Origin of the sequence: Parapedobacter sp. 2B3, assembly GCF_041925275.1 — a bacterium.
GTDB lineage: Bacteria > Bacteroidota > Bacteroidia > Sphingobacteriales > Sphingobacteriaceae > Parapedobacter > Parapedobacter pyrenivorans_A.
Genome location: NZ_JBHEUZ010000003.1, coordinates 217441 through 235132, shown reverse-complemented (window position 1 = coordinate 235132; position 17692 = coordinate 217441). Strand labels below are relative to the sequence as shown.

17 protein-coding genes are annotated in these 17692 nt (G+C 50.2%); 12 read left to right on the top strand and 5 right to left on the bottom strand.

Features of this window, described 5'->3' with window-relative positions; genetic code table 11:
* Window positions 1–95: 95 nt before the first annotated feature.
* Both ACEVG1_RS05595 and pbpC read right to left on the bottom strand, forming a co-directional pair.
* Window positions 96–815 (bottom strand): 3'-5' exonuclease, encoded by a 720-nt coding sequence (locus ACEVG1_RS05595; protein ID WP_374742592.1) that lies wholly within the window; start codon window positions 813–815, stop codon window positions 96–98.
* Between the two features lie 9 nt (window positions 816–824).
* A complete protein-coding gene (gene pbpC / locus ACEVG1_RS05590; protein WP_374742591.1) occupies window positions 825–3227 on the bottom strand; it encodes a penicillin-binding protein 1C in 2403 nt (800 codons plus the stop codon).
* A gap of 469 nt (window positions 3228–3696) precedes the next feature.
* Here pbpC and ACEVG1_RS05585 point away from each other — a divergent pair, with 469 nt between their 5' ends.
* Entirely contained in the window at window positions 3697–5556 is a 1860-nt protein-coding gene (locus ACEVG1_RS05585) for a mechanosensitive ion channel family protein (protein ID WP_374742590.1), read from the top strand.
* An 11-nt stretch (window positions 5557–5567) separates the two neighbouring features.
* On the opposite strand, the gene ACEVG1_RS05580 is transcribed toward ACEVG1_RS05585, so the two are convergent.
* Window positions 5568–6029 (bottom strand): Fur family transcriptional regulator, encoded by a 462-nt coding sequence (locus tag ACEVG1_RS05580; protein ID WP_374742589.1) that lies wholly within the window; start codon window positions 6027–6029, stop codon window positions 5568–5570.
* Window positions 6030–6081: 52 nt separating this feature from the next.
* The gene (gene fsa, locus ACEVG1_RS05575; protein WP_374742588.1) at window positions 6082–6741 is read right to left on the bottom strand and encodes a fructose-6-phosphate aldolase; all 660 of its coding nucleotides are present in this window, start codon (window positions 6739–6741) and stop codon (window positions 6082–6084) included.
* 84 nt (window positions 6742–6825) lie between these two features.
* Between fsa and ACEVG1_RS05570 the strand changes: the two genes are divergently transcribed.
* The 9 genes from ACEVG1_RS05570 to ACEVG1_RS05530 all read left to right on the top strand — a co-directional run bounded on the left by ACEVG1_RS05570 (window position 6826) and on the right by ACEVG1_RS05530 (window position 14946).
* A complete protein-coding gene (locus tag ACEVG1_RS05570; RefSeq protein WP_374742587.1) occupies window positions 6826–8103 on the top strand; it encodes an MFS transporter in 1278 nt (425 codons plus the stop codon).
* Between the two features lie 136 nt (window positions 8104–8239).
* Entirely contained in the window at window positions 8240–9562 is a 1323-nt protein-coding gene (locus tag ACEVG1_RS05565) for a Gfo/Idh/MocA family protein (RefSeq protein WP_374742586.1), read from the top strand.
* A gap of 1 nt (window position 9563) precedes the next feature.
* On the top strand, window positions 9564–10481 hold the full coding sequence (locus ACEVG1_RS05560; RefSeq protein ID WP_374742585.1) for a sugar phosphate isomerase/epimerase family protein: 918 nt from the start codon (window positions 9564–9566) through the stop codon (window positions 10479–10481).
* A gap of 834 nt (window positions 10482–11315) precedes the next feature.
* On the top strand, window positions 11316–11594 hold the full coding sequence (locus ACEVG1_RS05555) for a YdeI family protein (RefSeq protein WP_374742584.1): 279 nt from the start codon (window positions 11316–11318) through the stop codon (window positions 11592–11594).
* Between the two features lie 137 nt (window positions 11595–11731).
* Complete coding sequence (locus ACEVG1_RS05550) at window positions 11732–12256, top strand: GNAT family N-acetyltransferase (RefSeq protein ID WP_374742583.1); 525 nt, start codon at window positions 11732–11734, stop codon at window positions 12254–12256.
* Window positions 12257–12299: 43 nt separating this feature from the next.
* Complete coding sequence (locus ACEVG1_RS05545; protein WP_374742582.1) at window positions 12300–13109, top strand: class I SAM-dependent methyltransferase; 810 nt, start codon at window positions 12300–12302, stop codon at window positions 13107–13109.
* Window positions 13110–13129: 20 nt separating this feature from the next.
* Window positions 13130–13846 carry a class I SAM-dependent methyltransferase gene (locus tag ACEVG1_RS05540; RefSeq protein ID WP_374742581.1) on the top strand — a complete coding sequence of 239 codons (717 nt, stop codon included), beginning with the start codon at window positions 13130–13132 and terminating at the stop codon, window positions 13844–13846.
* A gap of 20 nt (window positions 13847–13866) precedes the next feature.
* Window positions 13867–14430 carry a pentapeptide repeat-containing protein gene (locus ACEVG1_RS05535; RefSeq protein ID WP_374742580.1) on the top strand — a complete coding sequence of 188 codons (564 nt, stop codon included), beginning with the start codon at window positions 13867–13869 and terminating at the stop codon, window positions 14428–14430.
* Window positions 14431–14451: 21 nt separating this feature from the next.
* Window positions 14452–14946 (top strand): DUF1801 domain-containing protein, encoded by a 495-nt coding sequence (locus ACEVG1_RS05530; protein ID WP_374742579.1) that lies wholly within the window; start codon window positions 14452–14454, stop codon window positions 14944–14946.
* Between the two features lie 4 nt (window positions 14947–14950).
* Here ACEVG1_RS05530 and ACEVG1_RS05525 read toward each other — a convergent pair whose 3' ends face one another.
* Complete coding sequence (locus ACEVG1_RS05525) at window positions 14951–16591, bottom strand: right-handed parallel beta-helix repeat-containing protein (RefSeq protein ID WP_374742578.1); 1641 nt, start codon at window positions 16589–16591, stop codon at window positions 14951–14953.
* Window positions 16592–16708: 117 nt separating this feature from the next.
* Here ACEVG1_RS05525 and ACEVG1_RS05520 point away from each other — a divergent pair, with 117 nt between their 5' ends.
* Together ACEVG1_RS05520 and arr are read left to right on the top strand one after the other, a co-directional pair.
* Window positions 16709–17182, top strand: coding sequence for a MarR family winged helix-turn-helix transcriptional regulator (locus tag ACEVG1_RS05520; RefSeq protein WP_374742577.1), 474 nt, complete (start codon window positions 16709–16711; stop codon window positions 17180–17182).
* 17 nt (window positions 17183–17199) lie between these two features.
* Window positions 17200–17625 (top strand): NAD(+)--rifampin ADP-ribosyltransferase, encoded by a 426-nt coding sequence (arr, locus tag ACEVG1_RS05515; protein ID WP_374742576.1) that lies wholly within the window; start codon window positions 17200–17202, stop codon window positions 17623–17625.
* The last annotated feature ends 67 nt before the right edge of the window (window positions 17626–17692 follow it).

Sequence of the window (17692 nt, the reverse complement as noted above, 5' to 3'; positions counted from 1 at the left end):
TTTGCTTTTTTGTGAGCTTGTGAAGTTGTGAACTTGTGAGAATATCTCATATCTCACGTGTCATATCTCATATCTCACGTCTCATATCTCATATCTCACGTCTCACCTGCATAGCTAACGGCCTCTTGCGCGATGGGTGGTTCATTGCGCAACCGCCGCAATATTTGTGCCGTGGTGAGCACATCCTTTTCGCAATAAATGCGGATGCGCGCCAAATCGTTTTCTCCGTAATACACCCGGTACACATCTTCACCACTGATGTCGTCCTTAGGCGATGGGATACCCAAGGCCGCTGCGATAAGGTTGAGCGATACGTAGCTGCGGAAATCGCCGAATCGCCAGAGCTCCATCGTATCCAGGTGATTGATTTCCCAGGGCTTCTTGCCCGATATGTCCAGCTGCGCCGGCAGCGGGAGTCCGTTGATGACCATCCGTTTGCACAAGTAGGGAAAGTCGAAGGCCTTGCCGTTGTGGCCGCAGAGGATCAGGGTGGTGGGCTGCGTTTGCAATAGATTGGAAAAACCGACCAGCAATTCCCGCTCATCGATATGGGTGAATGACTTGAGGCGGAAGCCCATTTGGCCCTGCCGCTGGTGGAATACGCCTACGGATATGCATATTATCTTACCGAACTCGGGATGTAATCCAGCATTCGGATATACATCCGCGGCTGTCTGATCCGCTTCCAGTGTATTACGCACTTTATGTGCCCACAGTTCTTTGAAGTTGTCGGGCAGCTCATCGAAAGCAGCCTTTTGGCTGACCGTTTCGATATCCAGTACCATTACTTGCTGTAGGTCGACCGTTTCGAGCATGTCATTTCGCTATTTCGCTAAGATTTCAAATCGCTGGCTGATGCGTGTGCCGTCATCGTCTACCAGCGTGATGCGGTGTTCTCCAGGCGGTATTTCCAGTGCCAGTTGGTGGAATGTTTCTGTTTCGCCGACAAACGTATCGTCGAGGTGCCAGAATATCTTGCTGCCACGCTTGCGGTGGGCGGCATTGAAAATCACCTGGCCGCGCTGTCCATCAATTTCTAAAGGTATATAAATTCTCGCATTATTTTTCGGATATATCATTTCCATTACCAGCCACGGTGTGCCGACGGCACATCCCGGCGCGTATGGCGGCAGCTCCCGGTAGTTGCCGTGGCGCGGCTTGTAATAGTATTCCATGGCGGGAGGCAGCACGAACCACTTGGCCGCTACGATATCCGCCGGCGCGGCACAGTCAGCCGTGACGCGGAGCGTGCCCTCCCTGTTGGTATGGATGGTTTGGTGGTAGGGGCATACGGAGGAGCGGTGGCCCGGTACCGGAATGTACAGCGTATCGGGGTTGGGGCAATCCGGTCCAGCCAGGTGGCCGCTTTGGGTGCATACGGCCGTTTGCACCATGCGGTCCAACGGCGGGTTGAACCAACCGGGCGACGGTAGCAGGTCGAAGATGTCGAACAATATGGGTGCAGCCGTGTTGATGCCCGTAAGCCCGGGTCGCCCTTCGCCATCGGCATTGCCCACCCATACGCACACCACGTGTGTGGGGGTGAGCCCCACGGCCCACCCGTCGCGGAAGCCAAAGCTGGTACCCGTTTTCCAGGCTATTTTCTTGGAGGAGGCGAACTGTTCCCAAAGTGCTTCCTCGCCGGGGCGCATCACCTCGTTCATGGCTTGGAAGGTGAAGTAAAGCGAGGCATGGTCGACGACCGAAGCCCTCTCGATGGATTCGTCGGGTGGCTCGTAGTCGTTTCCGAGATAAGATGGCTCGTGGTAGTCCGCGCGGTTATAGTTGGTGCTGTACCTTTCGTAATGGTTCAGTGTGCGGGCCATACTGGCGTAGGTGCCAGCCAATTGCCAAGGCGTTACCTCACAACCACCCAAGATCATCGACAGTCCATAGAAATCGGCCGGCCGGTTGAGGGTGTGGATGCCGAGGGACTTGAGGAAGGGGTGGAAGCGTTGGTATTTGTATTGCTGCAGCATCTTCACGGCGGGGATATTGAGTGAACGGCTCAGTGCGCGGGAGGCAGGGATGGCGCCGTCGTAGCCGAGGTCGTAGTTCTGTGGCGCATAACCGCCGATCTGGGTGGGCACATCGGCGATGAGCGTATTCGGCAGGATCAGTCCGTCGGTAAGCATAGCCGCGTAGAGTAGCGGTTTGAGTGTGCTTCCCGGGCTCCGCAGGGAAGTGATCATATCTACTTGGCTTTCGGCACTGCTATTTTGCGGTGTATGGATATTTCCTATGTATGCAAGCGCTTTACCTGTTTCTACCTCCAATACCAGTGCAGCAGCATTCTGGATGCCATTGGCACTCAGGTTACGGTGGTAGCGGTCTACGATGTCGGCAACCTGCTGTTGCAGGGATGCGCGTATCGTGGTGGCCACACGGGTAGTATTCAGGTCTAGGTCGGGGTAGTCCTGTTTGAAACGTTCAAGCAAGTGTAGGGCGAGCCGCGGTAGCGGGTGCGGCTTGTCGGGTAGCGGTTCCAACTTGGCCAGGTGGGCCGTCTCTAGGTCGATGGTTCCGGCTGATGCTAATTTATCCAATAAGGCGTTGCGTTTGGCGAGGAGTTGTGCGCGGTTGCGGCCGGGGTGGATGAGTGCCGGTGCATTTGGCAGTACGGCCAATACAGCGGTCTCGGCCCATGACAGTCGTTCGGGCGCGCGGCCGAAATACCGCCACGCGGCCGCATCGAGCCCTACCACGTTGCTTCCGAACGGGGCGTTTGCTGCATACAGTTTCAGGATATCGGTTTTGCTGTAACCCGCTTCGAGCCGCATGGCCAGGAACGCTTCGATCAGTTTCTGCCATAGCGTACGGTCGCGGTTGCGGCTCATGCGGATAACCTGCATGCTGATGGTGCTTCCGCCGCTAATGATGTGTCGGCTCGCGATATTCTGTCTTATCGCCCGTGCCAACGCGAGGAGGTCGATGCCGGGATGGTAATAGAACCGTTTGTCTTCAAATGTGGTGATGCATTTGGCGAATTTTTCCGGCACTTCGCTGGTTGCCGGAAAGCGCCATTGACCGTCGACCGCAATGGATGCGGCAAGCAGTTGGCCCGAGGCATCTTCGATAACGAAGGAGGTAGGGGAGCGGAAGAGCAGTTTGGGCAATGAAAGGTAGAACAGTGCCAGCAACAATATGGACACGGCCAGCAAGGCCATGCCTTTTTTCGTTTTGGAGAAGCGGACGAAACGCCTCCCTTGTCTCTTTGTCCATGCCATCACCCCGCTAAATTACAAAAATAATCACGCCTCGGCAGGTCGCCTAACGGTAGAAACTGTGCTAAAATTTATATATTATGCGTCTATTTATATGATATGTATATTATATTGTGAATTAATTTGTTGAATTGTATATTGTTGTATTTTTAGCTTACATTTTAGCAAAGAACGGGGCTTGTGGGGCCGCTAGGGCGGGTCGTGAGTATTTCGGGTGACATAGTTCGTGATTTGCTAAAAGTGTAAACGATATTTTATATTTATGTAAATATGATTTATATTTTGATTGCCAATTATATATTTGTTTGAATTTGTAATTTTAGCAAAATTATTAATGAATATTTTAGCTATTGTTTAGAAGGGTTTTTATGTTGTTTGTGGTGTGCATCGGCTGGGGTGGTCGTTCTGCAGACGTACCTTGGTTTGGTGGAAAATCCTTATATTAGTATTTTCGGTTTTTTAAAAAAAATGCATGAAATCTGTCAGCGGTGTGATCTTGTTGTTATGGCTTCTATTGGGCGGTGGTGCGGGTTGCCTGGCACAAGATGCTCCGGCCGATACCACCTCGGTGATTACCGAGCAGTCGCAGGCCCTTATGCGCATGCTGGAGCAGCAGCGCCTAGACTCGGCCAAGCGTAGGGCATTGGAGGAGCGCCTCATGACGTTGGAACTGGGCGACCGCCGGGAGAACCAGCAGTTGCTTACGGAGATTGCCACGTTGAAAAGCCGCGATTCGATCAATCTTGCGCGCCGCAGGGATAAAGTGGATTCACTTCGGTCGTTGAACGCGGGCACTCCGGTGGTGCCGTTCAGGGATACATTGTTTACCATCTACACGAGCTTGGGCAGTTATGCTGCCGCGGAGCGTGCGGCGGCCGTTGAGGAGCGCGTGCGGGCGTTAGCCGGCAATTACGAATTCCATCCGGATTCGCTTTATGTAGCGCAACAGGAGAACAGCTATGTATTGCAATGGCGCGACCAGATGGTGACCAGCGTGAATGACCTCGATGCCCTTTGGATGGACACGGATGCAGCCACGCTTGCCAGGGATTATCTCCATAAAATAAAGGCATCCATTTCCGCGCATCGCGACGAGACCAGTTTGAAGAAGCTCCTGGTGGGGGTACTTCAATCCCTGTTGATCGTGGCGGTGATATTCCTACTCGTAAAGGGGATTGCGAAGCTGGTGGGTTGGGCGAAGCGGAAATCGGTGGCCGGAAAGGGAACTGTATTCAAAGGTATTAAGATAAGGGGTTATGAGCTCATTTCGGCCCAACGGCAGGTGAAAGCCGTATGGTTGGCCATTGATTTATTGAAGTGGGTGTTTATCCTGACGTTGATCTATCTTGCCTTGCCGCTGTTGCTGAATATTTTCCCGATGACGCGGGGATATGCTCCGGTACTGTTGGGTTATTTCCTGTCGCCTTTGAAAGAGATTGGCCTTGCCGTGATTGATTACTTCCCGAAGCTGATCACCATCGTGGTTATAGGGGTATTGTTCCGTTACCTGCTCAAGGTATTGAAATTTTTTGCTCATGAGTTACAGAGCGGTGCACTGAACTTGCCGGGGTTTTTCCCCGATTGGGCGTTGCCGACGTACCAGATACTACGCGTGTTGCTGCTCGCATTCATGGTGATCGTTATCTTCCCTTATCTGCCGGGTTCGGAGTCGCCTATTTTCAAAGGGGTTTCCGTGTTCATCGGTGTGTTGTTCACGTTCGGGTCGGCTGGTGCGTTGGGCAATATCGTGGCCGGGCTGGTGCTTACCTACATGCGGTCGTTTACGGTGGGCGACCGGGTGAAGATCGGCGATGTGGCGGGTGATATCATCGAGAAGTCGCTACTGGTTACACGCATACGGACCGTCAAGAACGAAGTGATTTCCGTGCCCAATGCGCAGGTGATGAACAGCCATACCATAAACTACAGTATGGATGCGCCTGAGAAGGGACTGATTATCCACACCAATATCACGATGGGGTACGATGTGCCGTGGCAGCGTGTTCACGAACTAGCGACGGCTGCCGCGCGGAAAGTGGAGTGGCTGGAGTCTGAACCGCCTCCCTTCGTACTACAAAACAGTTTGGACGACTTTTATGTGACCTATCAGGTGAATGCGTACACGAAAAGCCCGAATAAGCAAGCACTGATTTATTCGGAGCTGCATAAGCATCTGCTTGACGAATTCCATGCCGCAGGCATCGAATTATTGTCGCCCCATTTCAGGGCTGTGCGCGATGGTAGCGGACGGGAAATGCCCGCAGACAGCCGGAAAGATGAAGACAGGGTGCCGCCAATCCGAGTGGATATCCGCGACTCCACGGGCGCGTGAGCGGTGGGAAGTTATACCTTCCGGACCCTGCACTGCGCACAGAGCCCCACGGCATTGACGCCTATAGACTGAAGCTGGTAGCCTTCGGGCAGGTTGATTTTGGGCATCTTGAAATCTTCTAAGCAGTAGATGCGGTTGCATGCCGAGCAGATGAAATGCACATGCTCATCATGGTGGTGATGTTCGTCGCAATCCGTTGAGCAAAGGGCGTAGGTTGCCGTGCCGTGCAGGTCGAATATTTTGTGGAGGATGCCCTTCTCCTCAAAAGTGGCCAATACCCGGTAAAGCGTTACCCGGTCCACCGAGTCGCCGAGGAGTTTCTCCAGATCGGGTTGGGAAATGGCGGTTTCCTTTTCAGAGACAATTTGCAATACCCGTAGGCGGGGCTGCGTTACCTTGAGCTTGTTGCGGCGCAATAGCGGGGCGAAACGCTCGTTGGCTTCCTGTTCCTGTGTATGTGCGATGGCAGTCAATCGTGTATCGGATGAAAAGGCCCACACGTATTTGTATGGGCCTCAAAAGCATTTATTTGCCTGCAGCCTTGGCGTGGTCGGCCAAGAACTGTGCAAGTCCGTTATCGGTAAGCGGGTGCTTGAGCAGTCCCAATATGGCTGACAGCGGGCCGGTCATCACATCGGCGCCGATTTTGGCGCACTCCACGATGTGCATCACGTGGCGGATGGAAGCGGCCAATATCTGTGTTTCGTAACCGTAATTGTCATAGATCAACCGAATATCCTCAATCAATGCCAGTCCATCGGTCGAAATATCGTCCAAGCGGCCCAGGAAAGGGGATACGTAAGTGGCACCTGCCTTTGCCGCCAACAGGGCTTGGCCCGAAGAGAATACCAGGGTGCAGTTGGTTTTGATGCCGTTGCTGCTGAAATATTTGATGGCTTTTACACCTTCCTTGATCATGGGCACCTTCACCACGATGCGGTCATGGAGTTTGGCGAGTGCCTCGCCCTCTTTGATGATATTGTCGTAATCCGTGGATATGACCTCCGCGCTCACATCGCCTTCGACGATTTCGCAGATGGCTTTGTAGTGGTTGATGATATTCTGTTCGCCCGTGATGCCTTCTTTGGCCATCAAACTCGGATTGGTGGTTACGCCATCCAGCACGCCCAGGTCTTGGGCTTCTTTAATCTGTTGCAGATTGGCGGTGTCAATAAAAAACTTCATGTTTTTGAATGATATAAAATGATGTATTTGTAAACAGCTATAAATGTTAATATACAGCCTGTAAAATTAACGATAATAACCCGGATGACGAAAAATTATAGGTATGACTTTTGCGCGAATCGTAGGGTGAACATCTTCCGGGCACTCACGCATCGCAATTACCGGCTCCACTTCACCGGCCAAGCCATATCCCTGATGGGTACATGGATGCAACGCATTGCGGTGAGCTGGCTGGTTTACCGCCTTACCGAATCGGCATTGGTGCTGGGTGTTATTTCGTTCGTGTCGCTGATTCCTTCGTTGGTTTTATCGCCTTTTATCGGGAGTTTCGTAGATAAGCACCAGAAATACCGCATCGTATTGCTTACCCAAATCGGTTTGATGCTCCAAGCCGGGGCACTCGCTACAATGGTTTTTCTCGGCTATTACAATGTGTGGTGGATCGGCGCGCTCAGCCTGGTGCAGGGCGTCATCAATACGTTCGATGTAACTGCACGGCAGTCGCTCATGGTCGAACTGGTAGATAACAAGGCCGACCTGCCCAATGCCATTGCGCTCAACTCGTCGGCCTTCAATGCCGCACGCATGTTGGGGCCGGCTTTGGGCGGCATCTTGCTTAGCACGTATGGCGAAGCGGTGTGCTTCGGCATCAATTTCATCAGCTTCTTCGCAGTTATCGGGTCGTTGCTGCTCATGCAGTTGAAACCGCAGCGGGCCATTGCACGTAAGGAGAGTACGTGGCAAGGTCTTAAGGAAGGCTTCAGCTACCTGCGGCACTCGCCGCACCTGTCGTCGTTAATCATGCTGCTCACTGCATCCAGCCTGCTGGTGATACCCTACACCACGCTTCTGCCCGTCATTGCGCGCGAGATGTTCAATGGCGATGCCACCACCTTCAGCTGGTTTGAGAGTGCTGCCGGGCTGGGGGCCATGGTCGGTGCCATTTACATGGCCAAAACGCGCATGGGCACCAACCTGCGATTCCGGGTAATGAAAGCTTCGGGCTTATTGGCCGCGGGCATTCTTGCCCTTTCCTTTGCCTCGTGGTTACCGCTGGCGTTACTAAGTACACTGTTAGCTGCTATGGGCATGATGGTGCAGAATTCGAGCATCAATACCTACATACAAACCCACGCCATGCCGGCCTACCGCGCGCGGGCCATCAGCTATTATATCATGGCTTTCCAGGGAATATTCCCGCTGGGGAGCCTGTTGGTGGGGGCTATGGCCAGTGCCTGGGGTATCCATTACACGTTGCTTTTGCAGGGTGTGGCCGGAGCGCTTGTTGCCGTAGGGTTCATGGCGTATATCTGGCAGCACATCAACCGGAAATACGTGCCGGCACAGCGGGGCAATAAATAGAACAACCGATTGATTAAGCTCCAAAATAGGTTTATGCCGTTTTGTCCTTGTCGTCCAGTTTTATTTTTTTAATATTTGTGGTTGTGCCAATGGTTAGCAACTAACCAATAATCAATTATCTATTTAATTATTCATAATGAACTATTCAAGAAGACGGTTTTTAAAAACAGCAGGATTGACGACCATCGCCGGCGCGGTTGCCGCTGATTACGCGCTTGGATCCAATTCCATCTGGTCACTCAACTCAAACACCTTGAAGGTGGGCCTTATTGGTTGCGGTGGCCGGGGCACCGCCGCGGCCATGGAAGCGCTCAATGCCGACCCCAACGTAATCCTTTATGCGATGGCCGATGCGTTTGAGGACCAGCTGGAGCAGTCGCTTACAGCGTTGAAAGAGCAGTTCGGCAACAAGGTGAAGGTCCCCGGGCGGCGTCAACTGGTGGGGCTGGATGCCTACCAGCAATTGGTCGATCTCGACGTGGACGTGGTGCTGCTGGCAGCGCCACCGGCCTTCCGTGCGGACCACCTGGAGGCTGCCGTAAATGCCGGTAAGCATATTTTCTGCGAAAAGCCGTTTGCCGTTGACGGCCCGGGCATGCGCCGGGTCATCGCGGCTGCGAACCAGGCGAAGGCCAAGAACCTGTCGCTGGTATCGGGGTTCTGCTGGCGTTACCATGCTCCCAAACGCGAGACCTTCGGCCGTGTGCTCGACGGCCAGATCGGCCGGGTACTCACTGCCGAATGCAGCTACAACACCGGTGAACTGTGGCACAAAGAGCGGCAGCCCCAGTGGACGGACTTCGAATACCAGCTGCGCAACTGGTTGTATTACAATTGGATTTCGGGCGACCACATCATCGAGCAGGCCATCCATAGTCTAGATATGATGCAATGGGCGCTGGGTGATAAGCTACCGGTGAGCGTAACGGGCAGCGGCGGCCGACAGAAGCGGGTGGACCCCAAGTTTGGCAACGTGTACGACCATTTTGCCATGGTGTACCAGTACGACGACGGTACGAAGGCTTACTTCTCCTGCCGGCAGCAGAACGATACCGCGCCGGCCTATGCCGTAGAACTGGTAGGAGATCAGGGCCGGTGTGTGGTGGATTGCCGCACGGGTGGGCATGACATCACGGGAAAGAACCCGTGGAAATACGACGATACTACCAAGTTCACAGATGAGAATGCATATAAAGAGAGCAGTTCAAGAAGTATGTACCAACAGGAACATGATGAACTTTTTGCATCCATCAGGGCGAACAAGCCGATGAACGACGGTGACTGGATGGTGAAATCGAACCTCGTTGCCCTTGCAGGCCGGATGGCGGGCTATACCGGCCAGACCGTTTCATTGGAGGCCGCATTGGCTTCCAATGAGGTGCTTTTCCCCGGCAATGTATCGTGGGATATGAAATATGATTTACCCATCGCCATCCCCGGCGAAAAAACGACGATCTGATATGATGGATAGGAAAAACTTTATAAAATCGGCATCGCTGTTGGCGGGTGGCGCCGTGGTGGCCCCCGCGCTCGGTAGCAACAATCCGCTGATGGCCAAACCGATGGAAAACACATTGAAGTTGAAGAAAGGCGTCAGCTTTTACATGATCAAGGAGGAGCTTTCGTTGGTCGACAAGTGTAAGCTGGTGAAGGACCTGGGTTTCGACGGGATCGAGTTCAACAGTCCGGTCGACTTCGGTTTGGACGAATTACTTGAAGCCAAGGAGAAATCGGGCATCGAGATACCCAGCGTGGTCAATAAAGACCATTGGAGCAAGCCGTTATCCGATCCCGATCCAGAAGTACGGCAGTTTACCATCGATTCGGTGGCCAAGTCGCTGGCCGATGTAAAGGTACTCGGTGGCGACACGGTGCTGGTGGTGCCGGGCGTAGTCAACGAAAAGATTCCCTATGGCGTGGCCTACCGGAATGCACTGGATTCTGTGCGGAAGTTGATTCCCCATGCCGAAAAGACCGGGATGAAGATCGGCTTGGAGAACGTGTGGAGCAACTTCATTCTGAGCCCAGTGGAAGCACGGCAATTTGTGGACGAGATTAACCACCCTTTGGTGGGCTGGTATTTCGATATCGGGAACATCTTGCGGTACGGCTGGCCCGAACATTGGATAGCCGAACTCAACAGGCGTATTGTGAAGCTCCACGCCAAGGAATTCAGTCGCAGAAAGATGAACGACGAGGGGCTATGGAAAGGGTTTGGCGTTGACCTGTTGGCGGGCGACAATAACTGGCCGGTAGTGATGCAGGCACTCCGAGATATCGATTACCGAGGCGGGTGGCTCACCGTTGAGCTGGGCGACGGCGATCGCGAGTACCTGCAAAAGGTATCGAAACAGGTGGATGCTATCTTGGGACTTTAGGCTCCAAAATTGATGCGTGAATATACAGCCGACCCCATCGGGGTCGGTTTTCTGTTGTAATTACCCCCCCCAATTTATCTTACGTTTAGGGCTATTGAAAACCATCTGCCAATGAAAACCTCGCATTCTTCCGCAATTTGGGTAGCCGTGTTCGACGCCTCTACGCGACTAGTTTACGATTCAGAAGATGTGTACAGAAGCGCAGAAGCGGTGCTTGGCCAAGAAGCAGATTACTTGGTTGTTGAAACAATCCAAACCCTAAATAATTCGAAAATTTTGCGCCTCACAATACGACTTCGCAAGCGTATTTTTGGCAACTATCATTAATTCATGTTGACCCTTGACAAAGGATTGTCACCGAACAGGCTTACGTTTGCATCGTATTGGCTTTTAAGCAAAACAGATGGAAAATGTAATTAGCACTGAATTTATCCGCCCGAATTTCCAAAGCCTATTATGATTTGGTCTATTCAATAAGAACTTCCAATTGAAACAAATCAAGCGATTTTAAAATGGTTAGACCGAATATAATGCGTAGAAAGGGAAATAGAAACATACTGCCCTAAAAGTAGAACAGATTGGCGAAACTGGTTAGAAAAAAACCATTGTTCAAAACAGTCTGTTTGGCTTATTTATTCTAAGTCGTCAACCAACAATGCTTCCGTAAGTTGGAGTGAAGCCGTTGATGAGGCGCTTTGCTTTGGGTGGATAGATAGCACTAGAAAGACGATTGATGAAGAAAGGTATATACAATATTTCACTAAAAGAAAGCCTAATAGCATATGGTCAAAAATAAATAAGGATAAAGTAGATCACTTAATTTCAAATGGCCTTATGCAAAAAGCTGGTTATAAGTCTGTTGAGATTGCTAAGAAAAATGGATCTTGGTCTATTTTAGATGAAGCAGAAGCGCTTGTTGTTCCAGAAGATTTGAGAAAAGAATTTGACAAGAGAGCTGGCTCCTTCGAATATTACCAGCGTTTAAGTAAATCAGCAAGGAAAATCCTATTAAGTTGGGTTGTTCTTGCTAGAAGACCTGAAACCAGACAAAAAAGAATTGTTGAGATAGCAGAAAATGCAAGTAGAAAACTGAAACCGAAACAATTCAGATAGCGTAAAATGGGATACAACATTGTATAAGCATTGGCTTTTTTTATAAATTTAGCCATTGGCAGAAAAGTATTGGCTTTATACATCAATGGCGAGATGAGGTATAAAGCGGAATGACGATAGGTAATTGACAAATATGCATGAATATCAGAAGGGAAGACGCCAGCGACTACGAAGCTGTCTTTAACGTTGTCGAAAAGGCTTTTGAAAACGAAGAACACAGCGACCATCAAGAGCAATTGCTGGTAGAACGCTTAAGAAAATCAGCTGCATTTGTGCCAGAACTGGCACTGGTAGCCGAGCTGTATGGGGAGGTAGTGGGGTATATCTTGCTCACCAAGATCCGGATTGTAAATGAGCATGCCAACACCACGTCGCTGGCGTTGGCCCCGGTTGCGGTTTTACCCGCACATCAGGGGAAAGGAATAGGTGGTCGACTGATCGAAGCTGCCCACGTAAAAGCAACCGAATTGGGTTTCGGGTCTGTGGTTCTGCTGGGGCATGAAAATTACTACCCACGGTTTGGCTACGAGCCCGCCGGTAAATTTGGCATCATGCTGCCATTTGATGTTCCTGTCGAAAATTGCATGGCCATCGAACTGGCTGAAGGCGCGTTGACCAATGTGAGCGGAGTAGTGGAATACCCGCATGAGTTTAATGGCTAGAGGCGAATCACTGTTTTTTTTAATACGACAAAACCATCAGGAAATGAGCATAGAATCGAACTATCTGGCAATAAACCGCCAATCCTGGAACAGCAGGACTGACTCACATCTGAAATCGGAATTTTATGATGTGGCGGGTTTCATTAAAGGTAAAACTTCTTTAAATGATATTGAGCTGGCGTTGCTTGGCGATGTCAACGGAAAAACGATCTTACATTTGCAATGCCATTTTGGACAGGATACAATTTCGTTAAATAGGTTGGGGGCAGAAGTGACCGGTGTCGATTTGTCAGACAAAGCCATCGAAAGCGCGAAACAACTTGCAGCTGAAACAAACTCGACCGCAGATTTCATTTGCTGTGACGTCTATGATTTACCCAATCACGTAACCGGGCAATTTGATATTGTTTATACGAGCTATGGGACCATCGGTTGGTTGCCCGACTTGGAAAAGTGGGCGAAGGTGGTCTCAACGCATTTGAAAGCAGGCGGTCGGTTCGTATTTGTGGAGTTTCATCCGGTCGTTTGGATGTTTGACGATAACTTTGAGAAAATCGGGTATAGCTATTTCAATTCGGGAGCTATCCTCCAGTCGGAAAGTGGAACATATGCAGACAAAACTGCAGCTATCATGTTGGAAAATGTAACGTGGAATCACAGCCTGAGCGAAGTGGTGGGCAGTTTGATGAACAATGGACTAGAAATCTCGTCATTCGAAGAGTTCGATTATTCGCCTTACAACTGTTTTAACAACGCGATTGAATATGAACCAAGAAAATATAGAATAGCCCATTTGGACAACAAAATCCCCATGGTTTACTCTCTTGTTGCACAGAAGAAGGATAACAGTTGATGGCTTAAAAAGACCATGCAATGAATCGAATGAATAAATCAACGATAGAAGAGATTAAAACGCGGTTTGACAATGATGTGGAACGATTTTCCAACTTGGATACCGGCCAACGTTCAACAATAGATGCCAAAATTTCCCTGGAACTTATTACGGAAGCCGCGAAGCGGATTGTTCCTGAGGCTGAAAATTTACTGGATATCGGTTGTGGGGCGGGTAACTATTCGTTGACCATGCTTTCAAAGATGCCCGACCTAAATTGTACGCTGGTTGATCTAAGTAAGCCAATGCTGGATAAGGCTTGGGAGAGGGTGTCGCCGCAGACAATTGGTAAAGTGACTGTTTTACAGGGTGATGTCAGGGAGGTGGAGCTGGCCGAAAATCATTTCGACATCATGCTGGCAGGCGCTGTTTTGCATCATTTAAGGGATGACAACGACTGGAAAGTGACCTTTCAGAAACTTTTTAGGTTACTGCGGCCGGGAGGCTGCCTGATGATAGCCGACCTAATCGCACAAAATACCGGCGTGCTAAACGACTATACGTGGGAACGGTACGGCGACTACCTGGAAGGGCTGGGCGGAAAGGAATATCGTCAACACGTGCTGGACTATGTGGCCAAAGAAGATTCACCTCGGTCTATCAACTACCAACTGGATCTGATGAAAGAAGTTGGCTTTAGCGAGGTAGAAATATTGCACAAGAATATGTGCTTCGGGGCTTTTGGAGGCATAAAATAAAATTTCAACGGAACAGCTAGATGCAAGACACATATATACAGGACCAGACGTTTGACCGGAATGCCGCGCTGCAAAGTGGTGAGTACGACAATTGCATTTTCAACAGTTGCGACTTTGCCGAGCACGACCTTTCGGCGTTTAAATTTGTGGAATGTACATTCAACGAGTGCAATCTCAGTTTGGCAAAACTCAGTGGAACGGCATTCCGTGATGTTCAATTCAAAGACTGTAAAATGCTTGGCCTCCGGTTTGATAACTGTAACCCGTTCGGTCTTTCGTTTTCTTTCGATGGTTGCCAATTGGACCATTCCTCATTTTATAAAACGAAAATAAAGATGACCATTTTCAAAGATTCGCAGTTGCAAGAAGCCGACTTCGCGGAAGCTGACCTGACCAGTGCCGTATTTGATGATTGCAACCTGATGAATGCCGTTTTTGACAGTACCGTGCTTGAAAAAGCTGATTTACGCACCTCTTACAACTTTGCCATTGATCCAGAAACCAATCGTATTAGAAAAGCACGGTTTTCGGTTTCGGGTATCGCGGGGCTGCTCGGTAAATACGGTATTGTCATTGAAAAGTAAAGCCGAGCATGAAAACATCAAATGGAACGGGGCGGAGACAACGGCCTGATTTCAGAAGAAGAAAGAAGGAATTTCAATCCAAGTACGTTATTTTTGTTTGAATTTCATAAGGCGACATGTAAAATGGACAACGATGTGCTGACATACAATCAATCGCAAACGGATGTGAGCGGTGAAATCTGCCATGCATTGGTAAAGCTCATTGACGAGCACCTTGCCGGTGCGGAAAGCAAAATCTGGCACGCGCACCCGGTTTGGTTTTTGGATGGGAACCCCATTGTGGGATACAGCAAGTTGAAAGCGGGTGTTCGCCTTATGTTCTGGAGCGGCGCAAGTTTTGAAGAGGATAAACTCACATCCGGCAACGGTAAATTTAAAGATGCATCCGTTCTTTATACAGCTGTTGAAGAAATCAATGCTCCCGATGTAATACGCTGGCTCGACAAAGCAACCAAAATACAATGGGATTATAAGAACCTCGTGAAACGGAAGGGGAAATTGGAGCGGTTAAAGTGATGGCTCAACGTTCGTTGTGCAATACTTTCACATCTTTGAACATAAACACGTTGTCACTTATTCTTAGCGGTTTACCGGAGGCTGCCTTTACATTGCGGAGGATGACTTCTTTGGTCTTTACATAGGGGAACTGCTCTTGGTAGGACTCGTCTTTCATCTGGGGGTTGAAATCGGCAAAAATGGCCGGACCACCATACCCCGCTGGGATATTGGAGTCGTCAATCTCCAGGTTTTCGATGGTAATGCGTTCAGGCATATAGCAAATGTACCCGAAATCGTGCAGGCCGGTTTGGCTTCCGGTGATAAGCGACACGTGGGAAAGTTTTTTGGCGGAGGGCCTCAAAACGCAGTTTCGGATGATCAGCTCGCCTTGCCACGTGCTGCCGTAGTCGGGACGCAGGTTGATGATGCTTCTACCTAGGATAGTACAGTTTGCTACGGTGAACGTTCCGGAGCCAATGGCGTTAATTCCCATGTGGCCGAGTGTGGAATTACGTACCGTGGCGTTGGCTACCCCTTGGTGGGCATCGAAACGGGATAGGGTACAACCGTCGTACAACAGGTTCTTGCCGAAATTGGACCCCATGATACCCCAATAGGTGGGGTCCGTAATGTCATTGGTTTGGGTACAGTTGATAAACGATACGTTGACCGCCCGATTGACCGAGATATCATACGTTCCCATCGATACGGGCCTGCCTGCCGAACCGATGGTGGTGTAGGTTTTCCGCCCCGTAAGCACGGTATTTTTCACCGTCACATAGGCGCAATTGCCCACGTCAATGAAACCACTATACGGTGCGCCGTGGTCCCCTTCGCCCGTAACATGGTGTACCAGCCCTTCTACGGTCACGTTAGACCGCCGTATGGCAATATTTCGGCCGTAGTAGGTGTATTTCGATTCCGCTTGGTTGGCGATAGTGGTAAAAATCCCACCGGTGATTTCCAGCGGGGTTTCGTCGATGGGAAGTGCCGTGATGCTGGTAATCTGATCAAAATCCCATATGATCGGAGCGTCCATGTCTACATTCCCGTTCCCATCCACCACAAAAATATCGGTTTGCGGCGAGCCGCTGTTCTGGTTCGGACCGAACCGGATATACTGCTTTACGTTGGCGTTGGTAACGGTGATCAGGCAAGGGCCGGGAAGTGTAAGCTGAAGTTTTGCCTGGTTTTTCCGGAGCGACGTAATCCCAGTCGGCATATAGGGCTGCTTGCCCGAACGAACCACGAAAACCGCTGCACCCCGGCGTTCAACGTCGGTATCGTCGATGATGAAGGAAGCTTTTCCAAAATGGGTGTCGGTTTTTATGGTGGCTGTGCGCGCTTTTCCACTGATGTAGTAGGTCGCCTTATCATCTGCCCTTACGGTGAGCCCGTAGGCATTGGCAAACGCATGGGTGGCCGCAATGGCATCGATGTCGTCTGCTTTTCCGTCGCCTTTAGCACCGAAGTCGCTATACCATATCTTGCCCGTTGCTTTGAATTTACGTGTGCTTTTGGGCGGTACATTGATATGCAGCCGCCCGTCTTCGTGGTTGCGTACGTGTATATTCCCTTTATAAGAGGTGATGACCGCATCATCCTGGGCTCGGCTAACAACCGTAAAACCGAGTAAGCAAATTATCAGTAGCGTATGTTTCATAATCTTTCCGGTGTGGACGGGAGGCCAAGTTAACTAAAAAAAACCTTTCCCTGCCGCGAATGGATTTTTCTTTTTGGAAGACATTCCTGTTTTGTTTATCTTTACGGCTAAGATATTTTGTTTGTAAGAGTTATGGGGGTCAACGAAGGGATTGTCGGGCTGAGAAAATTGAGCCAACAATACGCCTATACATCCATCCAGATGCACGAAAGTATTGGCAGGAAGGTTGGGCTTACGGGTACCGACCACAAATACCTAGGGTTTCTGATCCAAAAAGGACAAATGACGGCAGGAGAGCTCGCCGTTCTTACGGGGTTGACAACGGGCGCGGTAACGGGCTTGATAGACCGCTTTGAAAGCAAGAAACTTGTCAAAAGGCAAGCCGATAAAAAGGACAGGCGGCGCATCATCATCGTCCCTAATGTTGATAGGATAACGAAATTGGTCACGCCGTTTTACAAGGATTATCAGGACGATACGGATGAATTTTTTGGCTCTTTTTCCATGGAAGAACAGAAAACGTTGGAGAAATACTTCGCGGGTTCTTTGGAAATATTGAATCGGAAAATTGAAAAAATAAATAAAAAGTAAGGGCCATGATAAACAAAATGATTTCACCAAACGCTGCTGATGGTCTAATGAACGGCCCCTTTTATCACGGCACGAAAGCGGATTTGCACGTTGGAGACCAGCTGACGGCGGGATTCGCTTCAAATTACCACCCCCATGTAATCATGAACCATATTTATTTCACCGCTTTGGTCAATGGTGCCGGTCTTGCCGCTGAGCTGGCGCCGGGCGATGGGCAACCCCGCGTATACATCGTCGAGCCGACGGGAGCTTTTGAAGATGACCCGAACGTTACGGATAAAAAATTCCCGGGGAATCCGACCCGTTCGTATCGAAGCAAGGAACCCTTGAAAATTGTGGGAGAGGTGGCCGATTGGGTACGGTTGACACCAGCGGAACTTCAACGATGGCGGCAGAACCTCGCTAGCATAAGAGCCAATCCGAATGCGGAAATTATCAATTGATAAAAATTGCTAACTTATGTCGCTCCTTTTACGGAGGAAAAAGTCTGGAACGTATAAAATGATAAAG

Coding starts and splice junctions, on each gene's coding strand:
- ACEVG1_RS05595 (WP_374742592.1), bottom strand. CDS start 815: ATGCTCGAAACGGTCGACCTACAGCAAGTAATGGTACTGGATATCGAA.
- pbpC (WP_374742591.1), bottom strand. CDS start 3,227: ATGGCATGGACAAAGAGACAAGGGAGGCGTTTCGTCCGCTTCTCCAAA.
- ACEVG1_RS05585 (WP_374742590.1), top strand. CDS start 3,697: ATGAAATCTGTCAGCGGTGTGATCTTGTTGTTATGGCTTCTATTGGGC.
- fsa (WP_374742588.1), bottom strand. CDS start 6,741: ATGAAGTTTTTTATTGACACCGCCAATCTGCAACAGATTAAAGAAGCC.
- ACEVG1_RS05570 (WP_374742587.1), top strand. CDS start 6,826: ATGACGAAAAATTATAGGTATGACTTTTGCGCGAATCGTAGGGTGAAC.
- ACEVG1_RS05565 (WP_374742586.1), top strand. CDS start 8,240: ATGAACTATTCAAGAAGACGGTTTTTAAAAACAGCAGGATTGACGACC.
- ACEVG1_RS05560 (WP_374742585.1), top strand. CDS start 9,564: ATGATGGATAGGAAAAACTTTATAAAATCGGCATCGCTGTTGGCGGGT.
- ACEVG1_RS05555 (WP_374742584.1), top strand. CDS start 11,316: ATGCAAAAAGCTGGTTATAAGTCTGTTGAGATTGCTAAGAAAAATGGA.
- ACEVG1_RS05550 (WP_374742583.1), top strand. CDS start 11,732: ATGAATATCAGAAGGGAAGACGCCAGCGACTACGAAGCTGTCTTTAAC.
- ACEVG1_RS05545 (WP_374742582.1), top strand. CDS start 12,300: ATGAGCATAGAATCGAACTATCTGGCAATAAACCGCCAATCCTGGAAC.
- ACEVG1_RS05540 (WP_374742581.1), top strand. CDS start 13,130: ATGAATCGAATGAATAAATCAACGATAGAAGAGATTAAAACGCGGTTT.
- ACEVG1_RS05535 (WP_374742580.1), top strand. CDS start 13,867: ATGCAAGACACATATATACAGGACCAGACGTTTGACCGGAATGCCGCG.
- ACEVG1_RS05530 (WP_374742579.1), top strand. CDS start 14,452: ATGGAACGGGGCGGAGACAACGGCCTGATTTCAGAAGAAGAAAGAAGG.
- ACEVG1_RS05525 (WP_374742578.1), bottom strand. CDS start 16,591: ATGAAACATACGCTACTGATAATTTGCTTACTCGGTTTTACGGTTGTT.
- arr (WP_374742576.1), top strand. CDS start 17,200: ATGATTTCACCAAACGCTGCTGATGGTCTAATGAACGGCCCCTTTTAT.